The sequence below is a fragment of the Bacillus sp. XT-4 genome, from assembly GCF_050864245.1.
GTDB lineage: Bacteria > Bacillota > Bacilli > Bacillales > Bacillaceae > Bacillus > Bacillus altitudinis.
On record NZ_JBPAFI010000003.1, the window covers coordinates 115,824 to 137,961 of the forward strand.

Consider the following 22,138-nt stretch of genomic DNA (forward strand, 5'->3'; position numbering starts at 1 on the left):
TCAATGGATAAATAGGGTTTTATTAGGAGTTGTTATGCTAACATTTATTAAAAATTGGTTTTCTAGGGGGATTGTAAATGGCTTCTATACCGTCTCCAGTTGTAGCGATCAAGATAAATGAATGGTATAAGCAAATAAAAAGATTCAATGTTAAAGAGGCTCAGAAGCTAAGAGAAGAGGTTAGAAAAGAAATCGATGTCATGGAAGAAGATGAACAGGCGGTTCTTTATTTTCAGTTGATGGAGTTCCGTCATCAATTGATGACAGACTATGTGCAGCCTTCTAAAGAACCACTTGAAAAATCGGATTACTTGAAAGCTGTAGAAGGACAAGGAAAGAAGATGTCAGCCATTCTTGAATACTATTTTAATTTTTTTCAAGGGATGTATGAATTCAAAAAAGGAGAGTTTATTAGAGCTATTGTGTTCTATAAGCGCGCGGAAAAGCGCCTAGAGCAAGTAGGGGATGAGTTAGAGAGAGCGGAATTTTATTATAAATTATCAGAAGTGTTTTATCACATGAAACAGACACACGTGTCTATGTATTACGTTGGTCTTTCTTATGATACTTATAAGGCACATAAGAGCAATTCTCTTTATATGATTCGAGAAATTAATTGTCTAACTGTTATGGCAGGTAATTTCATTGATTTTGAATGCAGAGAAAAGGCGCTTCCTCATTTATTGTCAGCTTTAGAAAAATCTAAGGCAATGTCTAATAAGTCAATGATTGTGAAGTCATTATTTAATATTGGGTGTTGTTTTAAAGGATTAGGTGATTTTAATAGGGCACTAGCTTATTTTAATCAGGTGATTCTAGAAGGAGAGCCTATTAATGCTACAGAGTTGCTTTTGGTTTATTATGAATTATCGTTATTTCATTTGAGTCAAAAGGAATTTATTGAGGGTGAAAGATTTTTCAAAAGAGGCTTGGAAGAAGCGAAGAATAGAAAAAATGATCTATTTTTATCGTTACTGATGGTATTGGACATTTTATTTTTAAAAACAGCAAACCTAAGTGAAGTCTTGAGCTCATTGGAAAAATTAGAGAATGAGAGGGGTTATCCATACATGGAAGACCTAGCGCTCGAAGCGGCTCGGTACTATAATGAGAATGGGCGTATGGATGAATCTGTAAAAATGTATGAAAAAGTGATGTACGCCCGAAAACAAATCCAAAGGGGCGACTGTTCATATGAATTTTAAAACGGTTCTTACTGGTTTTTTGAGTGCTTCAGCATTGCTAGGTGTGATCTCATTATCATCTGTCGATTTTGATGTGAATTCAAGAAATGCTACTTCTCCAGAATCCACTGATCTGACTGTAAGAAATGCTACAGGCAGTAGCGTTACTACTGAGGATTTTCCTCTTATAACTTTATCTCAACAAGATAACGATTTTGCTGTGAGGAACGGAACCCGTTCTAGTGAAAATCCTGATGTTCGTTTTGGAACCCGTGATTCTAGATTATCTACTTGATGAATCAAACAGATCTTTAGGGTCTGTCAGGCTGTCGAGGAAATCTCGACAGCCTAATTGTCCCCATTAAAACTTACATCTCTCCATTTTATAATAGAGAAAAGCATATACAATAACGGATCGGAGTGGTTATCGGTTCTACAAATCAGATCCGAAAGCATGTTGAAAGCTGCACAAGATCTCAAAAGCACCAAAAGGCCATTTCAAGACATGTGTGGAAGGCCTTTTCATTCATTCTCACCTAACATCATGACGTGGAAAATAAAAAAGAATGTAGAAAAACATGAGTTTCTCTACATTCTGGGCACCCGAAAAGGGTGCTTTCTACCGATAATGCGCAAGAAATGTTTGTCTTGCTTTTTCATATGCTTCTGCATCAAAATGATCTCCGCATTTGTGAATACACCAGGGCTCCACTTGCCTTGCAATCCCAACCTCATATCCCTGCTGTGCAAACTCAAAAGACTGTGACACATCATAAAAATGAAAGCCGTCTAAAAGATCCTCACGCCACTTGATATCATATTGTGTTGCCATAAAAAGACCGTCAATAGCAGAAGCTTTGATATAACCTTGGGGCTCTGTCTGTGGATGACCAGATTCAAACGTCAGTAGCTGATAGGTGTCGTGCCGATATTCAATGACTTTCCCTCTGCAATCATGGCTCTCCCACCAGATTCCATTGTCTGGCACACTTTCTGCACCTATTACCCCAAGCATGCCAAGTGACGGATTTTGCAAGAAAAGTGGGATCAGCTCGAGAAGCATATGCTGTTTGACGATGAGTGTATCTTGATGAAGATAAATTTTAAACTGTGCAGGATGAGTGAGAGCTTCATTGTATCCAGAGGCCATACTTGATGCATGTCTAATGGGCAAAACCTCTACATGATACCCGTGCGGAGCAGGAAGTGAAGCGAGCTGCCGGAAGCAAGCTTGAAACATCGACTCATCATTTACACATAAAACAAATAAGATGGTGGGGCTACTCATTGAGTTGAACCGCCTCAACCACGTATTGATAGGCTGTCGCTGCCTCGTTAAAATCAAAACGGATGCCATGTTTTACGAGTAATTCATGTAGATCATTCATGACGCCCGTATAGGAAGGGTGTTGTACACGAATGGTTTCAAGCTCACGAACATGAAACCCGGCTGACTGAAAGAGGGCATGAATTTCGTGAAGGGTAAAGAAGCGTAAATGTGTTTGATCCATTAATCCTGCATCTGTATAAGAAAATCTCCCAGCCAGTAATTCTAAAACCGTTGAAATATGACCAATATTCGGAATGGAAGACAAGATGACCCCTTCCTTTTTCAGAAAAGGTTTGACCTTTTTTAAAACGGCCCAAGGGTCCAATAAATGTTCAAGAACATCTCCGAAAATGATGCAGTCAAATTGTTCATGCTGATAAGGCAGCGCCATCTGTTCAATATTGCCGCATAAAACATGATCCAGCGCTTTCTCAGCCTGCTTTGCTGCATCTTCAAAAGATTCAATTCCATATATGGTACGGTCTTGTTGTTTTAAGACTTTTCCAAGCTGGCCTGTGCCGCATCCGATATCCAAGATAGACGTCCATTCCTTGCGAATACGATGGACAATCACAGGGTTCACACCGTGATAATATTGATCCTTCTTTTGATGATAATAAGATAGGGAATCTGAACTCACGCGCCACCCACCTTTCTTCTTTCTTGTGTCTTATGCTTAATATATGGGTGGGGAGCTTGGTTTTATAACGAAAATGGGCAATTTTCATGAATGACAGCTAAAAAGGGGTCATATAAAGAACAGGGAACGGACTGTCCTCCTAAAAATAGAAAGACAGAACCCCATTGAGTGGAAGGGATTGGTATGATGAGGTGTTCAATTATTGTAGCGTATCGTCATGAAAGGATGTTTAAAAGGTCAATTGACAGGTTAGAACTTTAGCCAAAGCAATCTGAAAGACAAAGGATAACGGCGTTGATTACGGTTTGTTTATCATCTTCTGATCACCGTTGGATGTTAAAAAAGCTTGTATTTCCTCGATGCCTAGTCCAATTTTTTTCGCTTCTTGAATCAAATAAACCCACTCTTCGTCAACTCTTTTTTTCACTTGCGTATCCATAATATCCTCCAGTTCAATAAGACATATTCATCTGCAACCAATGACTTGAACAAACCGTCTAGTAACTGTACGTGTATGTGAATGGAGTACAAAAATAGATTTTTGTCGAAAAATGATGACATTTAACCTATTTTGTAAAATCTATCACCTACCACGTCCCTAAAAAAATGACTAAAAAACCCATAAATATTGAATTCTTACTTCTCATAATAAACAATTGTAAAGTCAGTTAAAAGATTATAAATTAAAATAATGATAAAGACCTAAATCATTTGACTCATATAAACCCATAAGGTTGACATATGCCATCAGCGAGAACAAATTTCATCTTTACAGGACGCACATATTGTTCGTTTGGGAAGTTCTTCTTAAGATGGTATTCTAAAAGAAACAGAATTCACCAAGAAGGAATGAAGAAAGACATGTATAGCCTTTTTCAAAAGTATCAAGAAGTTGTCATGTATCTGATCATGGGTGTGTGTACAACCATTGTCAACATAGTCAGCTTCTATTTATTCGTTGAGATGTTTTCTATGGATTACAAAACAGCAACGGTTGTTTCATGGGTATTTGCTGTGCTCTTTGCTTATATCACCAATAAGAAGTATGTCTTCAAGCAAAAGGCTCGTGACACAAAAAGCCTGATGCGTGAGCTTTCTTCATTTTTTAGTGTCCGTCTCATGTCTCTAGGTGTAGATCTGGGGTTGATGATTTTATTTGTGAGCCAAATGGCGCTCAACGAAACCGTCGCAAAAATTCTTGTTAACTTTGTGATTGTCGTGGTCAATTATGTCGCCAGTAAATGGTTCGTCTTCAAGAAAACAAAAGAAGATGCGATTTAACACATGAAAAAGATAGGTGATGTGAAATGAGCAGCAGGCCAGACGAATTATATGATGCCATATATCAACAAACAGAAAAGCAGCATGAACAAGTGTTGAGGCTAGTCAAGGAAATGACCGCACATCCAGAAGCATTTTCTGAGCAAGAAAAGGAAAAGATCAACCGAATGGACATTGCGCTTCAAACAGCAACGGACATTTTAGAAAATTTAATGACCCCTGATACGCAAATGACCATTGTTTTAAGACAAGGGAGAATTCGTGTTGACCTGACGAAAGCGTAAAAGAAGCAGCCAATTGAAAAGCGGCTGCTTTTTATTATGCATCGCTTGTTTCCCGGAGTTGCTTTGGAGACATGCCGATTTTCTTTCGAAAGACTTTATTCAAGTAATTCGCGTTTCGGTAGCCGCACTGTATGGCGATTTCTTCAATCGAGTATTTCGTTGTTTTCAGTAACGTTTCCGCCTTTTCTAAACGAATATTGGTTAAATAATGAATCGGTGTGAAGCCAGTGGCCTTTTTGAATTCCCTCGTAAAATGACTTTTGGATAAACGTGCCGCAGCTGCCATATCGTCAGGCCCAATCTCCTCGTGAAAATGGTGGCTTGCAAATAAGGCCGCTTGGACGATGGGCTCAGGCCATTTCTCCATTTGTCCCTCAAGCTTTGGCAAATATGAATACAGTTCCATGACAAATTGATAAGCAAGGCTAGACCCCTCAAATGGATTGGTAATCCGTCTTTCACTGGCTTCATCATAAATCTTCTTTAGCAGGCGGATCGGTTTGGAATTCGGATGAAAACGCATGACCTGCTTTCCTTGATCGATAAATTGATCAAAGCAAAGGTCACAGGCTTCCCCATAAAGTGTTAAATAGAGAAATTCCCAATGTTCACTGTCTTCTGGAAAATAGTATTGATAAGCACTGGGGCTTTTCACCAGAAAGGCCTGTCCAGGCAATACTTTGAATCGTTTCTGTCCGATTTCAATCATGCCGTGTCCAGACAGTGTGAGCTGAAAGATGCACTTGCCCTGATCCTTCCGCTCTACGCCATTCCAGCTGTATAACGAAGATGATTGAACTTCCCAGCCAACAGACCAGATTTGGGCCGGCAATGTCACATCAGAATGGTGAAAACGAAATGCAAATGCTTCCTTCTTCAAATTGGAAACCCTCCTTCACAGCAAAAAACAACCTTTTTCTATTTTGAATCATGTTACACCTCATATCACATCGTACCATTCACAGCAAAAAAAGGGTATTTTTTAACGATTTTTTTACCATTGAACTTCAGCTGACGGGGCAACTAAAATAAGATTATCAGAAGAGAAAAGGGGAATGGATATGATCGACACATTACGAGCAGCATTTCACCAGCAATTTGGAGATCAGGAAGAACTCCGCTATTTTTTCGCCCCAGGCAGAGTCAATCTGATTGGTGAACACACAGATTATAATGGGGGCCATGTCTTTCCATGTGCACTCACTCTTGGTACATATGCTGCGGGAGCAAGACGATCAGATGGACGCGTCAGAATGTATTCCTTGAATTTTGAAGAAGAAGGTGTGAAAGAGTTCGACCTTTTTGAAATCGCTTTCTCAAAATCGGACGGCTGGGCGAATTATCCGAAGGGAGTATTCCAACAGTTTATCGAAGCAGGCATGGATGTGAAAGAAGGCTTTGATATTGTGTATGCTGGCAATATTCCAAATGGCGCAGGTCTGTCATCTTCTGCCTCTATTGAGCTCGTCACGGCTGTCTTGATCAATGAATGGTCGTCATTCGGTGTAACGCAAATCGACCTAGCCCTTCTTGCGCAGCGTGCTGAAAATGAGTTTATTGGCGTGAACTGCGGCATTATGGATCAATTTTCAATTAGTCTTGGAAAAGATGGTCACGCTATTTTGCTCAATTGTGACACGCTTTCCTTTGAATACAGCCCATTTCGGCAAGAGGGTCTGGCACTTGTCATTGCCAATACAAATAAAAAACGAACACTTGCAGATTCCAAATACAATGAGCGCCGTTCGGAATGTCAATCTGCTTTAAGCGATCTTAGAAAAGAATTAGATATCGGTCATTTATGTGAGCTCACGGAGGATGAATTCGCTAAGCATGATCATTTGATACAAGATGAAACGTGTAGAAGACGTGCAAGACATGCCATCACGGAAAACGAGAGGACCATGAAAGCAGTAAATTTTCTGAAAGATGATAAAATGGAAGAACTAGGTGCACTCATGAAGGCATCTCACCTTTCTTTAAAGAATGATTATGAAGTCACTGGGCTTGAGCTAGATGCACTGGCTGAAGCCGCATGGCAACATCCAGGGGCGATTGGTTCCCGTATGACAGGTGCTGGCTTTGGGGGCTGTACCGTCAGCATTGTGAAAGAAGAGCTTCTGGACTCATTTATAGAAGAAACAGGTGCGATTTATCAAGAAAAAACAGGCATTCAAGCCTCTTTTTACACAGCTGGAATTGGAGGCGGCGCTAGAGAATTAACGAAGGAGGAATTTTGATGGCAATTTTAGTATGTGGGGGAGCAGGTTTTATTGGCAGTCATGCGGTAGCGGCTCTTTTGGCTAAAGGAGAACAAGTAGTAATTGTGGATAATTTGCAGACAGGTCATAAAGAGGCAGTCGTAAAGGGTGCCGTATTAGAAGAGGGAGATTTAAGGGATCATGCTTTTTTAAGACGGGTTTTTCAAACGCATGACATAGAAGCGGTCATGCACTTTGCGGCAGATTCACTTGTTGGAGAAAGTGTAACAGACCCGCTGAAGTACTATGACAACAATGTCGGAGGGGCAACGGCTTTACTTCAGGTGATGAATGAATTTGATGTGAAACGCATTGTATTCTCTTCAACTGCTGCGACATATGGTGAACCAAAGCGTGTACCGATCGTTGAAACGGATGAGACGAACCCAACAAATCCTTATGGGGAAACAAAGCTCGCGATTGAGAAAATGCTGAAGTGGTCTGAGCAGGCATATGGTATTGAATATGTTGTGCTTCGTTATTTTAATGTAGCCGGTGCTCATACAGAAGGGATTGTCGGTGAAGATCATCAGCCAGAAACGCATTTAATCCCGATTATTCTACAAGTGGCTTTAGGAAAGCGTGATCAAATCATGATTTACGGTGAGGATTATGAAACAGAGGATGGCACATGCATTAGAGACTACATTCATGTCATGGATTTAGTAGAGGCGCACATTCTAGCGGTTGAGCGTCTGCGTGAAGGAAAAGGAAGCGCGACGTACAACTTAGGGAACGGCACAGGTTTCTCTGTGAAGCAGGTCGTAGAAGCTGCAAGAGAAGTGACGGGGCATGCCATTCCAGCACAGGTGGCAGAAAGACGTGCGGGTGATCCAGCTAAGCTGATTGCTTCATCAGAAAAAGCGCTGAAAGAACTAGGATGGAAGCCGCAATATGCAGATCTCCACACCATCATTCAAAGTGCATGGGATTGGTTTCAGAAACATCCAGATGGCTATCAAAGTGAGTAACGTGTAGCAGGCAGGGGAGGAGACAAAGGGAATGGCGATTGATATTTTTGAAAAGCTAGAACAGCTGATTCAATATGGGGTTAATAAAGAGCTGATATCACCACTAGATATGGATTATACAAGGAACCGGCTGCTAGAGGTGCTTGGTCTCGATGATGCTGAGGCAAGAACAGTCTCAGGAGACAACGACCTTGAAGACATCTTAATGCCGATGCTCGATTGGGCAGTTGAAACAGGCCTTATTCCTGACGGGACAGATACGTATCGTGATTTATTAGATGCCAAAATCATGGGCTGCTTGGTGGCGCCTCCGAGTGTCATCTATGCAAAGTTTGAAGAGAAACGCAAGCATTGCGGACCAAAGGCAGCGACAAGCTGGTTTTATGAAATGCAGCAGCATGCCCACTATATTCATACAGGCAGAATCGCCAAAAATGTGCAGTGGTTTACACAGACAGAAGCTGGTGAGCTTGAGATCACGATTAATCTATCGAAACCGGAAAAGGACCCAAAAGCGATCGCTGAAGCCAAAAAGCTGAGTCAAAAGCAATATCCTCTTTGTCTCCTTTGTAAAGAAAACGTTGGGTTTGGGGGACGCATCAATCACCCAGCAAGACAGAATCACCGGATTATTCCGGTGACACTTACAAATGAGTCGTGGTTTATGCAATTCTCGCCGTATGTGTATTACAACGAACATTGTATTGTGTTCAAGGGCGAGCATGAACCAATGCAGATATCTAAAAAGACCTTCGAGCGTCTGCTTTCCTTCATATCTATATATCCGCACTATTTCATAGGATCAAATGCTGATCTTCCCATTGTTGGCGGCAGCATATTAAGTCATGACCATTTTCAAGGTGGTGCTCATGAATTTCCGATGGCGAAAGCAGAGATGGAAGAAGTGTTTTCTCTCGAAAAGTTTCCGAGGGTGAAGGCGGGTATTGTGAAATGGCCGATGTCAGTGATTAGGCTTCAAAGCAGCGACCAGCAGACACTTGCGGAGGTAGCGGATTTTATATTACATGAGTGGAAAATGTATTCAGATCCAGAAGCGGGGCTGTTCTCTCATACAGGAGAGACCCCGCACAATACCATTACACCAATCGCACGCCGTCATGGGGATGAGTACGAATTAGATCTCGTGCTACGAAATAATCGTACAGACAAGCAGCACCCAGGCGGAATCTTCCACCCGCACAAAGAAGTTCATCATATTAAAAAAGAGAATATCGGTTTAATTGAGGTCATGGGTCTCGCCGTCCTTCCTGGAAGATTAGCAGAGGAATTAAGCCAGCTAAAAGCGGCGCTGCTATCCAAAAACCCTCTTGAAGAAATCAAAGCCTGTCCGCCTATCATGAAGCACGAGTCATGGGCAGAGCGTCTGATCGAAGAGAATACCTTTACGAAGGACAACGTAGAAACCATTTTACAAAAAGAAATCGGCCTCATTTTTTCTCGTATACTCGCGCAGGCGGGTGTGTTTAAAAGAACAGAGCAAGGGAAAACAGCATTTAAACGTTTCGTTCAAACACTCCATACAGGCAGGTGATGAGTTGATGATTGAACAGGTAAGAACTTTAATGGAAGAAAAACAACTCGATGGTGTTCTGATTCAAAAGCGTAATAACTTTTCTTGGCTTACAGGAGGAAGAAGAAACCACATTGTGTTAAACACGCCAGAGGGCGTTTGTCAGCTACTTGTGTTGAAAGACGACATTGTTCTAGTTGTGAATCAAATGGAAGAAAAACGAATCATTGAAGAAGAAATGGCGTATTTTGACCATCCCTTTCAAGTCATCACAATGGATTGGTTTGAGGATGAGACTCCATACATTCAAACACTTATAAAAGACAAACGAATCGGTGCGGACATTCAAATGGAAGGAGTGGAGTGGATCGAACCCGATTTGTCTCGTGTTCGATCGATCCTTTCAGCTCCACAGCTCAGCCAATACGAAACCCTTTGTCATGACACAGCGGTTATTGTAGAAAGTGTCTGTCAAGAAATCGTTCCAGGACAGACGGAGCATGAAATTGCTTCGCTTGTTGCTCAAAGAGCGATCGGGCAGGGGATGACGATAGAAGTGCTACTCGTGGCGACAGATGACCGGATTCATCAATATCGCCACCCGATCCCAACAGAAAAAGCACTTCAAAAGCATGCACTGGTTGTCCTTTGTGCTGAACGGCATGGACTCGTGGCAAATGTCACAAGATCCGTTTACTTTGGACAGCTACCAAAGGAGCTTGAAGAAAACAAGGAAAGGCTTGCGCGAATCGACACGGTCATGAATGCGGCTACTCGTCCAGGGAACACCATTGGAGATGTATTGAAGGCCGGCATTGCTCAATATGAAAAAGAAGGATTTCCTGATAGCTGGAAAAAGCTTCACCAAGGTGGCAAGACTGGATTTGTGTCTAGAGAGATCATTGCAGTTCCTACATCGGTGGAAGAGATCCAGCTTCATCAAGTATTCACTTGGAATCCTTCCTTACCAGGATTGAAATCAGAAGATACGATGGTCGTCGAGAAAGAGGGGAATCGCTTTTTAACCTATACAGGCAAGTGGACGTATATAGACATAGAACATGAAGGAAGCATCTATAGACGACCAGACATTTTGGTGAGAGACGAATAATGAGAAGCCGGCGATGAGCCGGTTTTTTGCTGGAAGTCTTTAGTGAGTTTCCACTCATTTATCACCATTACCAATCATTACAGCGCATAGGGGGAGGATCGATACTTTCTTTTCTTGTCGACTTGCGTTAAAATGAGTAAGGTTTTTGTTAAATATGGGGATACCTATTTTAGAATTGTTTACCTAGATAAAATTTCATAAAGTTAAATTGAAATTTGACCAAACTTTTTTATTGTGGTAAACCTAAATTTGACAAAGTTCTTGATTGTTTGTCCTTTGCCTTCAACTCTCAACTTTTCAAATTCCTAGAAATTTATTGTGTGTGCAATAATATAAATTTATGGCGAATTTATGACATTTCAATAGAAATCTGTTGAAAAATAAATGAACTTTTGAAAAAAGGGGAGCTAACTCCAACAGATTTTGATAGCATTACAAAGGGAAGAAAAGTTTTCGAAGGCAGATGGCTTTTCACAATTATTCAGCAATTTATACATTATTTAAGGAAGGATGGTGATCTTCTTGTTCAGAGCCATTAAACCTATGCTTTTATTAGCGATGCTCGTGAGTGTTTTTGTATTAGGAGGTTGCAGCAATATCGCTGTTTTAGATCCTAAAGGACCAGTCGCAGCACAACAAAAAGACTTAATCCTTTTATCTATTGGATTCATGCTCTTTATCGTTGGTGCGGTATTTGTACTGTTTACCATCATTTTGGTTAAATACCGTGAGCGTAAGGACGTTGGAAACGCCTCTTATAACCCAGAACTACACGGGAATACGCTTCTAGAAGTTGTCTGGACAGTGATCCCAATATTAATCGTTGCTGCCCTTTCAGTTCCAACTGTAAAAACCATTTACTCTTTGGAAGAGGCGCCTCAAGCAACAAGTCATAAAGATCCACTTGTCGTTTATGCTACAGCAGTTGATTGGAAATGGATCTTCAGCTATCCAGAGGAAAATATTGAAACAGTGAACTACTTAAACATTCCAAAAGATCAGCCGGTTTTATTCAAAATCACTTCCGCTGATACAATGGCATCTCTATGGATTCCTCAGCTAGGCGGGGAGAAGTATGCGATGGCTGGAATGGAAATGGAACAATATCTTCAAGCTGATGAAGTAGGCACATATGAAGGAAGAAACGCCAACTTCACAGGAGAAGGCTTTGCTCAGCAAAAATTCAAAGTCAATGCGATGACGCAGTCTGACTATGATAAATGGGTAAATAAAACGAAAAAAGAAGCACCAAAGTTAACGAAGAAAACGTATGACTACTTGATGCTTCCTGATGCTGCAGATGTGCAGACATTCTCATCAACACATTTATCTTTTGCGAAGCACGGAGAGGATTCTGAATATGCACTCCAAGCACGCAAACGTTTAGGTTACCAATCAGTTTCTCCGCATTCCAAGACAGATCCTTTCGAGAATGTGAAGAACTATAAAAGAAAACTAGAAAACGAATAAACTGACTAAGGAAAGGAGGAGGCCGTTATGCATTTAAAATGGGATGAGTTTTTTGTAACTGGAGACCCATTAATTCTTGGTGCGCAAATTTCTATCGCTCTTACTTCCATTGCCATTGTGTTTGTTTTAACCTACTTCAAAAAGTGGAAATGGCTCTGGAAAGAATGGCTGACATCAGTTGATCATAAAAAGCTTGGAATCATGTATATCCTTGCTGCTGTGATTATGTTCTTCCGCGGTGGGGTAGACGGACTGATGATGCGCGCGCAGCTGGCGCTTCCTAATAATACGTTTTTAGATTCAAACCACTATAATGAAATTTTCACAACGCATGGTACGATCATGATTTTATTCATGGCGATGCCATTCTTAATTGGTTTAATCAACGTCGTGGTTCCTCTTCAAATTGGTGCACGTGACGTTGCATTCCCGTATTTGAACAACTTGAGCTTCTGGACATTTATGGTCGGAGCAATGCTGTTCAACATTTCCTTCGTTATTGGAGGATCACCAAGTGCAGGCTGGACGAGTTACATGCCGCTCGCCGGAAATGATTTCTCACCAGGACCTGGACAGAACTACTACTTGCTCGGGCTCCAAATTGCAGGTATTGGTACACTAATGACAGGTATTAACTTCATGGTGACCATCTTAAAAATGCGTACAAAAGGTATGACGCTTATGCGTATGCCGATGTTTACATGGACAACATTGATCACGTCTGTCATTATCGTTTTCGCATTCCCTGTTTTAACAGTTGCTTTAGCACTTATGACATTCGATCGTTTATTCGGTTCAGCATTCTTTACACTCGAAGCGGGCGGTATGCCAATGCTTTGGGCGAACCTTTTCTGGATTTGGGGACATCCTGAGGTATATATCGTTATCCTGCCGGCTTTCGGTATTTTCTCAGAAATCTTTGCGACGTTCTCAAGAAAGCAGTTGTTTGGTTACAAAGCGATGGTTGTATCGATTGTGGCAATCTCTGTTCTTAGTTTCCTTGTGTGGGTTCACCACTTCTTTACAATGGGGAACAGTGCAGCGGTTAACTCATTCTTCTCGATCACAACAATGGCGATTTCTGTACCAACAGGTGTGAAAATCTTTAACTGGCTCTTTACAATGTATCGAGGCCGTATCAGTTTTACATCCCCAATGCTTTGGGCACTTGGTTTCATCCCGAACTTCGTAATCGGTGGTGTGACTGGGGTTATGCTTGCGATGGCAGCTGCGGATTACCAGTACCATAACACGTACTTCTTAGTATCCCACTTCCACTATGTATTAATCGCAGGTACTGTATTTGCTTGTTTTGCAGGTCTTGTTTTCTGGTATCCGAAAATGTTTGGTTACAAGTTAAACGAACGAATCGGCAAATGGTTCTTCTGGGTATTCATGATCGGATTTAACATCTGTTTCTTCCCGCAGTACTTCTTAGGACTGCAAGGAATGCCAAGACGTATTTATACGTATGGACCAGAAGATGGCTGGACTGCACTAAACTTTATTTCAACAATTGGTGCATTCATGATGGGTATCGGATTCATCATCCTTTGCTATAACATTTACTACAGCTGGAGACACGCGAAACGTGAAGTGTCTGGAGACAGCTGGGGAGAAGGACGTACACTTGACTGGGCGACATCTTCTGCAATTCCGCCGCATTATAACTTTGCAGCACTTCCAGAAGTGACGACACCAGATGCATTCCATCATTGGAAGCAAAACAATGTAGACGTTCATCCTGAAAAAGAATTCAAGAAAATTCACATGCCGCACAATTCAGGCAGACCGCTGATCATGTCTGCATTCTTCGGACTTGGTGCATTCGGTCTTGTATTTGAATGGTACTGGATTGGCGTTATCGGCTTAATCGGTGTATTCGCAACAATGATTTTACGTTCATTTGAATATGACGATGGCTACTATATTCCTGTTGAAGAAGTGATTGAAACAGAGAAAAAGAATAAGGAGGCGCAGAAGTAATGGGACATAATGATAGCAGCTATGCAAATGCACCGCTTGAATATCAGTCTGAAACAGGACGTTTAAACATCCTTGGTTTCTGGATATTCCTTGGCGCGGAAATCGTGTTATTCTCAACACTTTTTGCGACCTACTTTGTTCTTCATGGCAGAACAGCTGGCGGCGTTTTGCCAGCTGAGCTATTTGATATGAAGCTTGTATTGATCATGACATTCCTGCTATTGGTGAGTTCATTTACATGCGGGATTGCCGTTCATGAAATGCGCCGTGGAAGTACAAAAGGGGTTGTCATTTGGACGATTCTGACACTGCTTCTAGGTGCAGGCTTCGTTGGTTTTGAGATTTTCGAATTCTTCCATTATGTACATGAGGGTGCGAGCATCCATACAAGTGCATACTGGTCTGCATTCTTTGTTCTTTTAGGAACTCACGGATTACACGTATCCATCGGTATCTTCTGGATTACAGGTGTCTTGTTCCAAATTAAAAAACGTGGATTAACACCACAAACAGCAGCGAAGATCTTTATCTCAAGTCTATACTGGCATTTCCTTGATGTTGTATGGATTTTCATCTTCACAGCTGTGTACTTGATCGGATTAGGGGGGCTTTTGTGATATGGCTGGAAAAACACATTCCTCAGCAGAGCACGAACACTTCCCTTGGAAACACGTAGTCGGCTTCATTCTCTCCATTGTGCTAACCATCTTAGCATTCTGGATTGCCATCGGAGCTGAAATTGGCAGTTCTGCAAAACTATGGATTATCTTTGGTTTTGCCTTCATTCAAGCATTCTTGCAGCTGTTCATGTTCATGCACATGACAGAGAGTGAGAACGGGACTGTTCAAGTCGGAAATACTTTGTTTGGTCTGTTCTGTGCGATCATTTTCGTCATCGGGTCTGTTTGGATCTTCGCGGCTCACTACAGCCACGGAGAGAACAGCAAAGACGGTTATTCACCATCTGCGCCAAAGCAGTCTGAGCATTCAGAGAAATAATAAAAAACCACTCATCTTTCATAGGTGAGTGGTTTTTATGCTGATTGTGATAACGCTTCCAATTGATGATGAGATATCTATCTGCTGCTGAATCTTTTGCGAATGAATGGAAGTCCATAGATGAGGAAAGCTGCAATGTGAGCCAGAATCACGTTAATGGCAAAGAATGCGATCATGAAGGTATGTCCTGCTGGAGATAAACTGCTTGTCATGTAAAGACCGAAGAAAATCCACATAATCATGATGGGTGGAATAGATGCTAATGCAATCTTTCTGTTTTCCAACCATAAAAACAGGGGTGTAGCTGTTGCAATACATAGGTACGCAAAGAACATATCCATCGTATCCAACTCCTTTGTAAGTTGATGTCCAAATTCAAATGAGAGGTCAGGATGCAATTGTGTCTGTTTTTAGGAGATATTGTGAACATTTTGTTACAAATATTATACCACAATTGACTTTGAAGTAAACTCAATAATTGGAAAATGGGCCTTATTCCGCAGAATTTGTTTTTTTCTTATACCTCAGTTAAGCTTATGCTGGCAAGATGTTCACCTTTCATATCGCCACATAAGTCATTGAATTTTCCCCTTAAAATCTGTAAAATAATCTTTTTAAAGGACTTATGATCGGTTGTCATGATAGAGTGGAAAGGAATTTTTTCCTATTGTTAGGATGAAAAGTATTTCATTTTTGAAAATAGAATGGAACCTTTCAGGTGTCACTTCCGTCATATTTAAGGTGAGTTGCTTTTGTGAAAATTTCAATCTAATATAAATAAGGGCTTTTATGTTTTGTAATAAGGGTGGTTAGTTCATGAACAAGCAGAATACATCTCCTTACTATCAGGGAGATTTGATTTTTATATTTTTAGCCTTCTTTGCCATCAGTGTCATCGCTATTTATGCTGCGGGACAGTTTGGGCAATATGGATCTAATGCATGGACCAGACAGATCATTTACTACATGGTCGGGGTCATCTGTATTGTGGCTATTAATTACTTCGATCTGGAACAATTAGAAAAGTTGAGCTTATATATTTTTATAGGCGGCATTATGCTCTTAATTCTTTTGAAAATTGCCCCTGCACAAATTGCAGGTCATGATTTTGCTCCAATTAAAAATGGTGCAAAAAGTTGGTTTGTGTTACCTGGAATTGGAACATTTCAGCCTTCAGAGTTCATGAAAATTGGTTTGATTATGATGCTCGCCTCTGTCATTGGGAAGGCAACCCCAAGAGGAAAACGAACATTAGAAGATGATATTTTCCTACTATTAAAAATTGCCGGCGTGGCCGCTGTACCAGTCGGACTCATCTTTTTGCAAGATGCAGGTACGGCTGCGGTATGTATGTTTATTGTCGTTGTCATGGTCTTTTTATCAGGGGTCAACTGGAAATTGATCTCTCTCATCGGTTCAGTGGTTGTGCTCTTAGTTGCCGCTGTGTTAGCCGTGATTATTCTATTCCCTGATTTCGCACAAAAGATCGGGATTCAGCAGTATCAGATCAACCGGATTACCGCTTGGCTGCCTGATAGTTCTACGACAGCCAACCAAGCCCAGACACAGGATGCATCTGGATCTGATAAATATCAAGTCGAGCAAGCCATTATGGCAATTGGGGCAGGACAAATTTTTGGGAACGGTGTTAAAAACTTAAAAGTGTATGTTCCAGAAGCTCAGACAGATATGATTTTCTCTATCATAGGGGAAGCCTTTGGTTTTGTCGGCTGCGCATTTGTGGTCATCATGTTCTTCTTCCTGATTTATCGGCTTGTTGTGTTGATTGACCGTATCCATCCTTATAGCCGGTTTGCGTCATTTTTCTGTGTAGGATATACAGCATTGATTGTCATCCATACATTCCAGAACATTGGCATGAACATAGGCGTCATGCCTGTAACGGGGATACCACTCTTATTCATCAGCTTCGGGGGAAGCTCAGTTTTATCAGTTCTGATTGGATTTGGTATCGCCTATAATGCAAGTGTTCAGTTAACGAAATATCAAAGTTATTTATTTAAATAAAACGGGTAAAGGGCAGTCTAAGCGTAGGCTGCCTTTTTGGCGTGAGTTCTAACTTTTGAAAAGCAATGTTCATTTGACTTATGATAGTAGGAGTGAAGGAGGTCTTCGAATTGAATAAAACGATAGAAACCATCTTAAATCATCGGTCCATCCGTTCGTTTACAGATGAGCGTCTGACAGACGAAGAAGTGCTGACACTTATCAAAAGTGCGCAGGCTGCTTCGACATCAAGCTATGTACAGGCGTATAGTATCATTGGTGTAACAGATCAGGAGAAGAAGGCGAAGCTTGCTGAACTGGCTGGAAATCAGCCATACGTTGAGAAGAATGGGCATTTTTTTGTTTTCTGTGCAGACTTGAAACGCCACGACTATATCGCAAAAAAAGCAGGGAAAAACCATCAAGAAGCGCTTGAGAATACTGAAGCCTTTCTTATCAGTGTGATTGATGCGGCGCTCGCTGCGCAAAATGTCAGTGTCGCAGCAGAATCTATGGGACTTGGCATCTGCTATATCGGCGGACTGCGTAATCAGCTGAAGGAAGTATCCGAATTACTTGAAACGCCTTCCTATGTGCTGCCGCTATTCGGCCTGGCCATAGGACATCCTGCCAATCCATCATCTCAAAAGGAACGGCTGCCCGTTGAGCTGATCTACCATGAAAACACATATCAGCAAGACGAAGCTCATGTGGATCGTTATTTAAAAGAATACGATGATCGTATTTCATCATATTATGAAGAACGAACAAACGGTGAGAGAAAAGATACATGGTCTGAGCAAATGCTTCGAGGCTTTAGCCAGCCAAAACGTGCCTTCCTCGGAGATTTTGTGAAAGAGAAGGGCTTTAATCGAAAATAAATTAGGAAATCCCCCTTTCGAGTGAGAGAGGGGGATTTCTGTAAGAGGTGCGACATCATGAAATTAAGTATACTGGATCAATCTCCTTTAATTGGAGATGCGACGCCTGCTGAGGCGCTGAAGCAAACAGTCGAGCTGGCGAAGCAGGCAGAGAAATGGGGTTATCATCGATTTTGGGTATCAGAGCATCACTTTTCAAACCGGCTCGCAGGATCGAGTCCAGAGGTGCTTCTCGGTCATTTATCAGCTGTGACGTCACATATCCGTATTGGCTCAGGCGGCGTCATGCTTCCCCACTACAGTGCCTATAAAGTAGCAGAGAACTTCAGAGTGCTCGAAGCCTTGGCTCCGGGCAGAATTGATCTTGGCATTGGACGTGCTCCTGGAGGTATGCCGATCTCCTCCATTGCCCTTCATCATGGAGAACGGAAGCGACTTGGTGATCAATACCCTGAGCAGGTAGAAGAATTGAAGGTGTATTTACATGATTTAGCCGATGAATTTTATCCGCTGCCTCACTTGACCGCTTCTCCGAAAGTAGATACTGCCCCAGAGGTATGGATGCTAGGTTCCTCTGGAGGAAGTGCACGGCTTTCCGCAAAAGCAGGTGCAGGCTATACGTTTGCTCTTTTCATTAATGGAGAAGGCGGAGAAGACTCTGTGTCGCAGTATATTAACCGATTTGAACCTTCAGAATTTGGTGCTGAGCCGCGTGTCAGTCTTGCGGTCTTCGTTTTATGTGCAGAAACAGAGGAACAGGCAGAAAAATTGGCTGTCAGCTTAGATTTATCATTATTAGCCAATGAGCAAGGACAGAACCTTGGCGGCTTTCCTTCATTTGAACAGGCAAAGGCCTATTCCTACAGTTCATATGAACAAAAACGAGTAGCAGCCAATCGACAGAGAATGGTTGTTGGCACACCATCTTCTGTGAAGCAGCAGCTGACAGCACTCGCAAAGGTGTATCGTACAGATGAAGTGATCGCTGTGACCATCACACATCACATGCAAGACCGTCTCACATCGTATCGTTTATTAAAAGAAGCTTTTGACGCATAACTTATGTAAATTTACCGTCTGCGCAGCCAATAAAAGGGATAGAGGAGCATCATGGTGAGAATAAAGGCAGCTGTCACCGCCAAGCTAAGCGGATAAATGCAGGTGGTATAGACAGTCAGTTCACATGCTTGATGAAAAGGACGAGGCTGTTTTGCATGTAAAAAGGTAAAAAAATAAACCAAGGTGATCGTGAGAAAAAAAGCCGTCATAAAAGAAACGATCCATAGCCATATCAACATGAATTTCTCTTTCCTCCATACATGATAGAAAAGCCTTGTTGAGCTGATGGGCTCATACAAGGCTTTTTATGTGATTCTTGTTTATTCAGGATAAATATCGAATGGTTCTTTTGTTTGAACCGTATCTGATTTGCCTTTCAGGCTTGCATACGCAAGCATTGTATACTCACCTGCTTCTAACTTCTGTCCTTTATTGATCGTGCCATTCCATTTCACACGATGCTCTCCTTTATCAACATGTTGATAAACTCCTGCTTCACCTAAATACTCTCCATCTGTCGAGTAGACGAGGAATGCAAGATTTTCAGCACCGCCTGGGAGATAGCTACTAATGACATAGCTTCCAGCACGGTTATCAGGCTCTACGGAAACCGAAGTGACGCGCGGGTAATCAGGCTCTTTTACAATCAATAAAGTAGGGATTTCAGTGACCTTTCTGCCATTTTCGCGAATGGTGATACTGCCTTGGTACGTTCCTTTTTTCGTTTTTCCATAATTCACTTGTACTGCGGAAGTAAAGGACCCTGTGGAATTCCCTTTTACTGTGATTTTTTTCGTGCCGTTTGTGCTAATGCCATTGCCATCGAACTTGTAATCAATGGTATAGGTTTTCGGTGCTTTTGACAGGTTTTCTACCTTGAACTTCTTCGTTTTGATTTGAACGCCCTTTTCTTTTAAGAAAGTGCCGTACGAATAGCTTGCATCAGACACAATAGAAGACGCTTGAAGTGATTCGATGATTCGAACGCTGCCTGTGCCCTGCGTATTGTGAGGGAACTGGCTGCCATTTGGGTCATACAATGTTTCTGCTGTATTCATCATCAGCGCTTTAATTTGCTCTGTAGAATACGATGGTTTTGCTTGTTTAATAATCGCTGCTACTCCGGCTACATGAGGAGATGCCATGCTTGTTCCTTGCTTCGATCCATAGCCGTATGGCTGAGAAGGATCGTGTGTCGGAATGGTGCTGACAATACTCACGCCAGGTGCTGAAAGATCTGGTTTGATCATCCACGTATCGACAACAGGTCCGCGAGATGAGAAGTCAGCGACTTGTTCACTTAACTCTTTCACAAATTGAATCGAGAAAGTTGTTGTATTGTTACCAGCCTCAATGGCTTTAACAAGTGCTGTTCCTTCCGCTTTTGACAGCTTAATCGTCGGAAGGGCTAGACCTGGTACATCCACAGGGATTTCTCCATCGGTATTGTTGTACATGACAACGCCGATCGCACCAGCAGCTTTCGCATTGTCCACTTTATCAACAAAGGCAATGGCTCCACGTTCAATCACTGCCACCTTTCCTTTGACATCGATGTTTTCAAAATCTTTTTCGTCACCGATGCCTGCTTGGACGAGTGTGACTTGTTTTTGGTCAAGTGCTTTTAAATCATTTTCTTGATAGTAGCCCATCACTTTTGCTGTTGAATAGTTCGGGAATTTCACGTTGTATAAACTGTACGGAAGCTGAGTGGCTCCGACAGAAATAGCATCTCTTGATGTCCCAGGAGATCCAACGGTCCAGCTGTTTGGCCCACTGTTTCCGTTTGATGTCACAGCAACAACCCCTTCAGACATGGCCCAATCCAGTGCGATGCTTGTTGCATAATCAGGGTTATTCACACTGTTCCCAAGAGAAAGGTTCATGACATCGGCTCCGTCAGTGACAGCCCGGTCGATGCCTGCAAGGACATTTTCAGTTGTTCCTGATCCGCCTGGTCCAAGGACACGGTAGGCGAGAAGGGTAGCGTCTTTAGCGACACCTTTAATTTGTCCATTTGCCGCAATTGTTCCTGCGACGTGTGTACCATGATCTGTCGATTCGCCTCTAGGATCTCCTTTTGGTGTTTCTTGTGGAGAATAGTCATTATCAACAAAGTCATAGCCTTTGTATAATCCGAAGTTTCCTTTTAAATCAGGGTGGGTATAGTCTACTCCAGTATCAATGACAGCGACTTTTACCCCTTTTCCAGAGTAGCCGGCATCCCATGCTTTTGGGGCACCGATAAATGGAGCACTTTTATCCATGAGTGGAGAGACATCCTCATTAGGAAGCTGGACGCTTTCCTTTTTCACTTCATCTGTTTGATATGTAACATCCGGATAAACGGCTTTTACTCCGTCAACTGCGAGCAGTTTCGGGATTTCGTTTGCAGGAAGTTTCATAGAGAAACCAGAGAAGACTTTTTCATATTCTTGACGAACACTCGCTTTATCTAACTTTTTGAGTGCTGCATTCTTTACTTTCGTTCGAGATTTTTTGAGGGAGGCCTTTGTTTGTGCTTCGCCTTCTTGCTTGGCTTCAACTAAGGATTTTTCCTTTAATTCAACAATGACAGTGGTGTGTTTTCTAGACTTAACATTGATTTCGCCGAAGATTTCTGCTTTTTCCAGTTCCACCTGTTTGTTCGATGGAGCGGCAGCAGCCTGACCTGAAAAGAATGTGGATAAGGTAAAAATAGTGGAGAACAATAGAACAGAAGAACGAGAGATTACTTTTTTCAATTAATTTTCCCCTTTCTAGCTGTGTATTTAGGGAGATAGCCTTTCTTTTTGTGGATAAATAGGAAAGATTCACTGCCCGTTATTAAGTATTCCATACGATGAAACCAATTCCTTTACTGAAATGGTCTTATTTTACATAGTCATAAAGAACTATTTTGTTTATAAAGTCACACTTATGCACAATAATCTGTTGATAACTCGATTATTCAGATATATATATGGAAAATAAAAAAATCTCATACACAAAATCTAGTAAGAGGGTGTTGATATGTGGATAAACCCTGTTGATAAGATGTGCTTATCTTTGGGATAGTGTGTGTATAAAATTTTCATAGAAACATTGTGGAACATGATCATCTTCTGCACTTTTCAACAAAACTTCTGAAAACTAGTTCGTTT

General features: G+C 41.7%; 22 protein-coding genes. 15 read left to right on the plus strand and 7 right to left on the minus strand.

The genetic code is table 11. The features are described from left to right. Nucleotides 1-77: 77 nt before the first annotated feature. The gene (locus ACRRMM_RS10410) at nucleotides 78-1,205 is read left to right on the plus strand and encodes a tetratricopeptide repeat protein (RefSeq protein WP_212338425.1); all 1,128 of its coding nucleotides are present in this window, start codon (nucleotides 78-80) and stop codon (nucleotides 1,203-1,205) included. Continuing rightward, entirely contained in the window at nucleotides 1,195-1,479 is a 285-nt protein-coding gene (locus ACRRMM_RS10415; protein ID WP_017360144.1) for a hypothetical protein, read from the plus strand. Before ACRRMM_RS10410 ends, ACRRMM_RS10415 begins: the two co-directional genes overlap by 11 nt. A gap of 324 nt (nucleotides 1,480-1,803) precedes the next feature. Here ACRRMM_RS10415 and ACRRMM_RS10420 read toward each other — a convergent pair whose 3' ends face one another. The 3 genes from ACRRMM_RS10420 to ACRRMM_RS10430 all read right to left on the minus strand — a co-directional run bounded on the left by ACRRMM_RS10420 (nucleotide 1,804) and on the right by ACRRMM_RS10430 (nucleotide 3,593). Beyond that, on the minus strand, nucleotides 1,804-2,472 hold the full coding sequence (locus ACRRMM_RS10420; RefSeq protein WP_035389886.1) for a glycosyltransferase family protein: 669 nt from the start codon (nucleotides 2,470-2,472) through the stop codon (nucleotides 1,804-1,806). Continuing rightward, nucleotides 2,465-3,154, minus strand: a complete 690-nt coding sequence (locus ACRRMM_RS10425) for a class I SAM-dependent methyltransferase (RefSeq protein WP_017368290.1) — start codon at nucleotides 3,152-3,154, stop codon at nucleotides 2,465-2,467. Before ACRRMM_RS10425 ends, ACRRMM_RS10420 begins: the two co-directional genes overlap by 8 nt. A gap of 298 nt (nucleotides 3,155-3,452) precedes the next feature. Then, complete coding sequence (locus ACRRMM_RS10430) at nucleotides 3,453-3,593, minus strand: anti-repressor SinI family protein (RefSeq protein ID WP_099496932.1); 141 nt, start codon at nucleotides 3,591-3,593, stop codon at nucleotides 3,453-3,455. Between the two features lie 458 nt (nucleotides 3,594-4,051). On the opposite strand from ACRRMM_RS10430, the gene ACRRMM_RS10435 reads away from it, so the two are divergent. Then, on the plus strand, nucleotides 4,052-4,435 hold the full coding sequence (locus tag ACRRMM_RS10435; RefSeq protein WP_024719496.1) for a GtrA family protein: 384 nt from the start codon (nucleotides 4,052-4,054) through the stop codon (nucleotides 4,433-4,435). 26 nt (nucleotides 4,436-4,461) lie between these two features. After that, entirely contained in the window at nucleotides 4,462-4,719 is a 258-nt protein-coding gene (locus tag ACRRMM_RS10440) for a hypothetical protein (RefSeq protein ID WP_008345502.1), read from the plus strand. 34 nt (nucleotides 4,720-4,753) lie between these two features. Here ACRRMM_RS10440 and ACRRMM_RS10445 read toward each other — a convergent pair whose 3' ends face one another. Beyond that, a complete protein-coding gene (locus ACRRMM_RS10445) occupies nucleotides 4,754-5,599 on the minus strand; it encodes an AraC family transcriptional regulator (protein ID WP_007497828.1) in 846 nt (281 codons plus the stop codon). 181 nt (nucleotides 5,600-5,780) lie between these two features. Between ACRRMM_RS10445 and ACRRMM_RS10450 the strand changes: the two genes are divergently transcribed. From ACRRMM_RS10450 to qoxD, 8 genes are all read left to right on the plus strand, one after another. After that, on the plus strand, nucleotides 5,781-6,959 hold the full coding sequence (locus tag ACRRMM_RS10450) for a galactokinase (RefSeq protein ID WP_026050176.1): 1,179 nt from the start codon (nucleotides 5,781-5,783) through the stop codon (nucleotides 6,957-6,959). After that, nucleotides 6,959-7,951, plus strand: a complete 993-nt coding sequence (gene galE / locus ACRRMM_RS10455) for a UDP-glucose 4-epimerase GalE (RefSeq protein WP_017368288.1) — start codon at nucleotides 6,959-6,961, stop codon at nucleotides 7,949-7,951. Before ACRRMM_RS10450 ends, galE begins: the two co-directional genes overlap by 1 nt. A gap of 31 nt (nucleotides 7,952-7,982) precedes the next feature. Then, a complete protein-coding gene (gene galT / locus ACRRMM_RS10460; protein ID WP_249669972.1) occupies nucleotides 7,983-9,503 on the plus strand; it encodes a UDP-glucose--hexose-1-phosphate uridylyltransferase in 1,521 nt (506 codons plus the stop codon). Nucleotides 9,504-9,510: 7 nt separating this feature from the next. Beyond that, on the plus strand, nucleotides 9,511-10,593 hold the full coding sequence (locus ACRRMM_RS10465; RefSeq protein ID WP_428828664.1) for a M24 family metallopeptidase: 1,083 nt from the start codon (nucleotides 9,511-9,513) through the stop codon (nucleotides 10,591-10,593). 513 nt (nucleotides 10,594-11,106) lie between these two features. Beyond that, entirely contained in the window at nucleotides 11,107-12,063 is a 957-nt protein-coding gene (gene qoxA, locus ACRRMM_RS10470; RefSeq protein WP_089374137.1) for a cytochrome aa3 quinol oxidase subunit II, read from the plus strand. Between the two features lie 27 nt (nucleotides 12,064-12,090). Beyond that, nucleotides 12,091-14,049: a cytochrome aa3 quinol oxidase subunit I gene (gene qoxB, locus ACRRMM_RS10475; protein ID WP_007497822.1), complete on the plus strand. Its 1,959-nt coding sequence runs from the start codon at nucleotides 12,091-12,093 to the stop codon at nucleotides 14,047-14,049. Next, nucleotides 14,049-14,666: a cytochrome aa3 quinol oxidase subunit III gene (gene qoxC, locus ACRRMM_RS10480; protein ID WP_007497820.1), complete on the plus strand. Its 618-nt coding sequence runs from the start codon at nucleotides 14,049-14,051 to the stop codon at nucleotides 14,664-14,666. Before qoxB ends, qoxC begins: the two co-directional genes overlap by 1 nt. 1 nt (nucleotide 14,667) lies before the next feature. Continuing rightward, a complete protein-coding gene (gene qoxD / locus ACRRMM_RS10485; protein ID WP_007497818.1) occupies nucleotides 14,668-15,048 on the plus strand; it encodes a cytochrome aa3 quinol oxidase subunit IV in 381 nt (126 codons plus the stop codon). A 77-nt stretch (nucleotides 15,049-15,125) separates the two neighbouring features. Here qoxD and ACRRMM_RS10490 read toward each other — a convergent pair whose 3' ends face one another. Next, on the minus strand, nucleotides 15,126-15,389 hold the full coding sequence (locus ACRRMM_RS10490) for a spore morphogenesis/germination protein YwcE (protein ID WP_008345491.1): 264 nt from the start codon (nucleotides 15,387-15,389) through the stop codon (nucleotides 15,126-15,128). Nucleotides 15,390-15,864: 475 nt separating this feature from the next. Here ACRRMM_RS10490 and ACRRMM_RS10495 point away from each other — a divergent pair, with 475 nt between their 5' ends. The 3 genes from ACRRMM_RS10495 (at nucleotide 15,865) to ACRRMM_RS10505 (ending at nucleotide 18,995) form a co-directional block, all read left to right on the plus strand. Beyond that, nucleotides 15,865-17,076: an FtsW/RodA/SpoVE family cell cycle protein gene (locus ACRRMM_RS10495; RefSeq protein WP_007497815.1), complete on the plus strand. Its 1,212-nt coding sequence runs from the start codon at nucleotides 15,865-15,867 to the stop codon at nucleotides 17,074-17,076. 110 nt (nucleotides 17,077-17,186) lie between these two features. Continuing rightward, nucleotides 17,187-17,936, plus strand: a complete 750-nt coding sequence (gene nfsA / locus ACRRMM_RS10500) for an oxygen-insensitive NADPH nitroreductase (RefSeq protein ID WP_008345486.1) — start codon at nucleotides 17,187-17,189, stop codon at nucleotides 17,934-17,936. Between the two features lie 54 nt (nucleotides 17,937-17,990). Next, entirely contained in the window at nucleotides 17,991-18,995 is a 1,005-nt protein-coding gene (locus ACRRMM_RS10505; RefSeq protein ID WP_428828985.1) for an LLM class flavin-dependent oxidoreductase, read from the plus strand. A gap of 11 nt (nucleotides 18,996-19,006) precedes the next feature. Here ACRRMM_RS10505 and ACRRMM_RS10510 read toward each other — a convergent pair whose 3' ends face one another. Together ACRRMM_RS10510 and ACRRMM_RS10515 are read right to left on the minus strand one after the other, a co-directional pair. Then, nucleotides 19,007-19,234 (minus strand): hypothetical protein, encoded by a 228-nt coding sequence (locus ACRRMM_RS10510; protein ID WP_017360133.1) that lies wholly within the window; start codon nucleotides 19,232-19,234, stop codon nucleotides 19,007-19,009. 81 nt (nucleotides 19,235-19,315) lie between these two features. Continuing rightward, nucleotides 19,316-21,739, minus strand: a complete 2,424-nt coding sequence (locus ACRRMM_RS10515) for a S8 family peptidase (RefSeq protein ID WP_052320532.1) — start codon at nucleotides 21,737-21,739, stop codon at nucleotides 19,316-19,318. Between the last annotated feature and the right edge of the window lie 399 nt (nucleotides 21,740-22,138).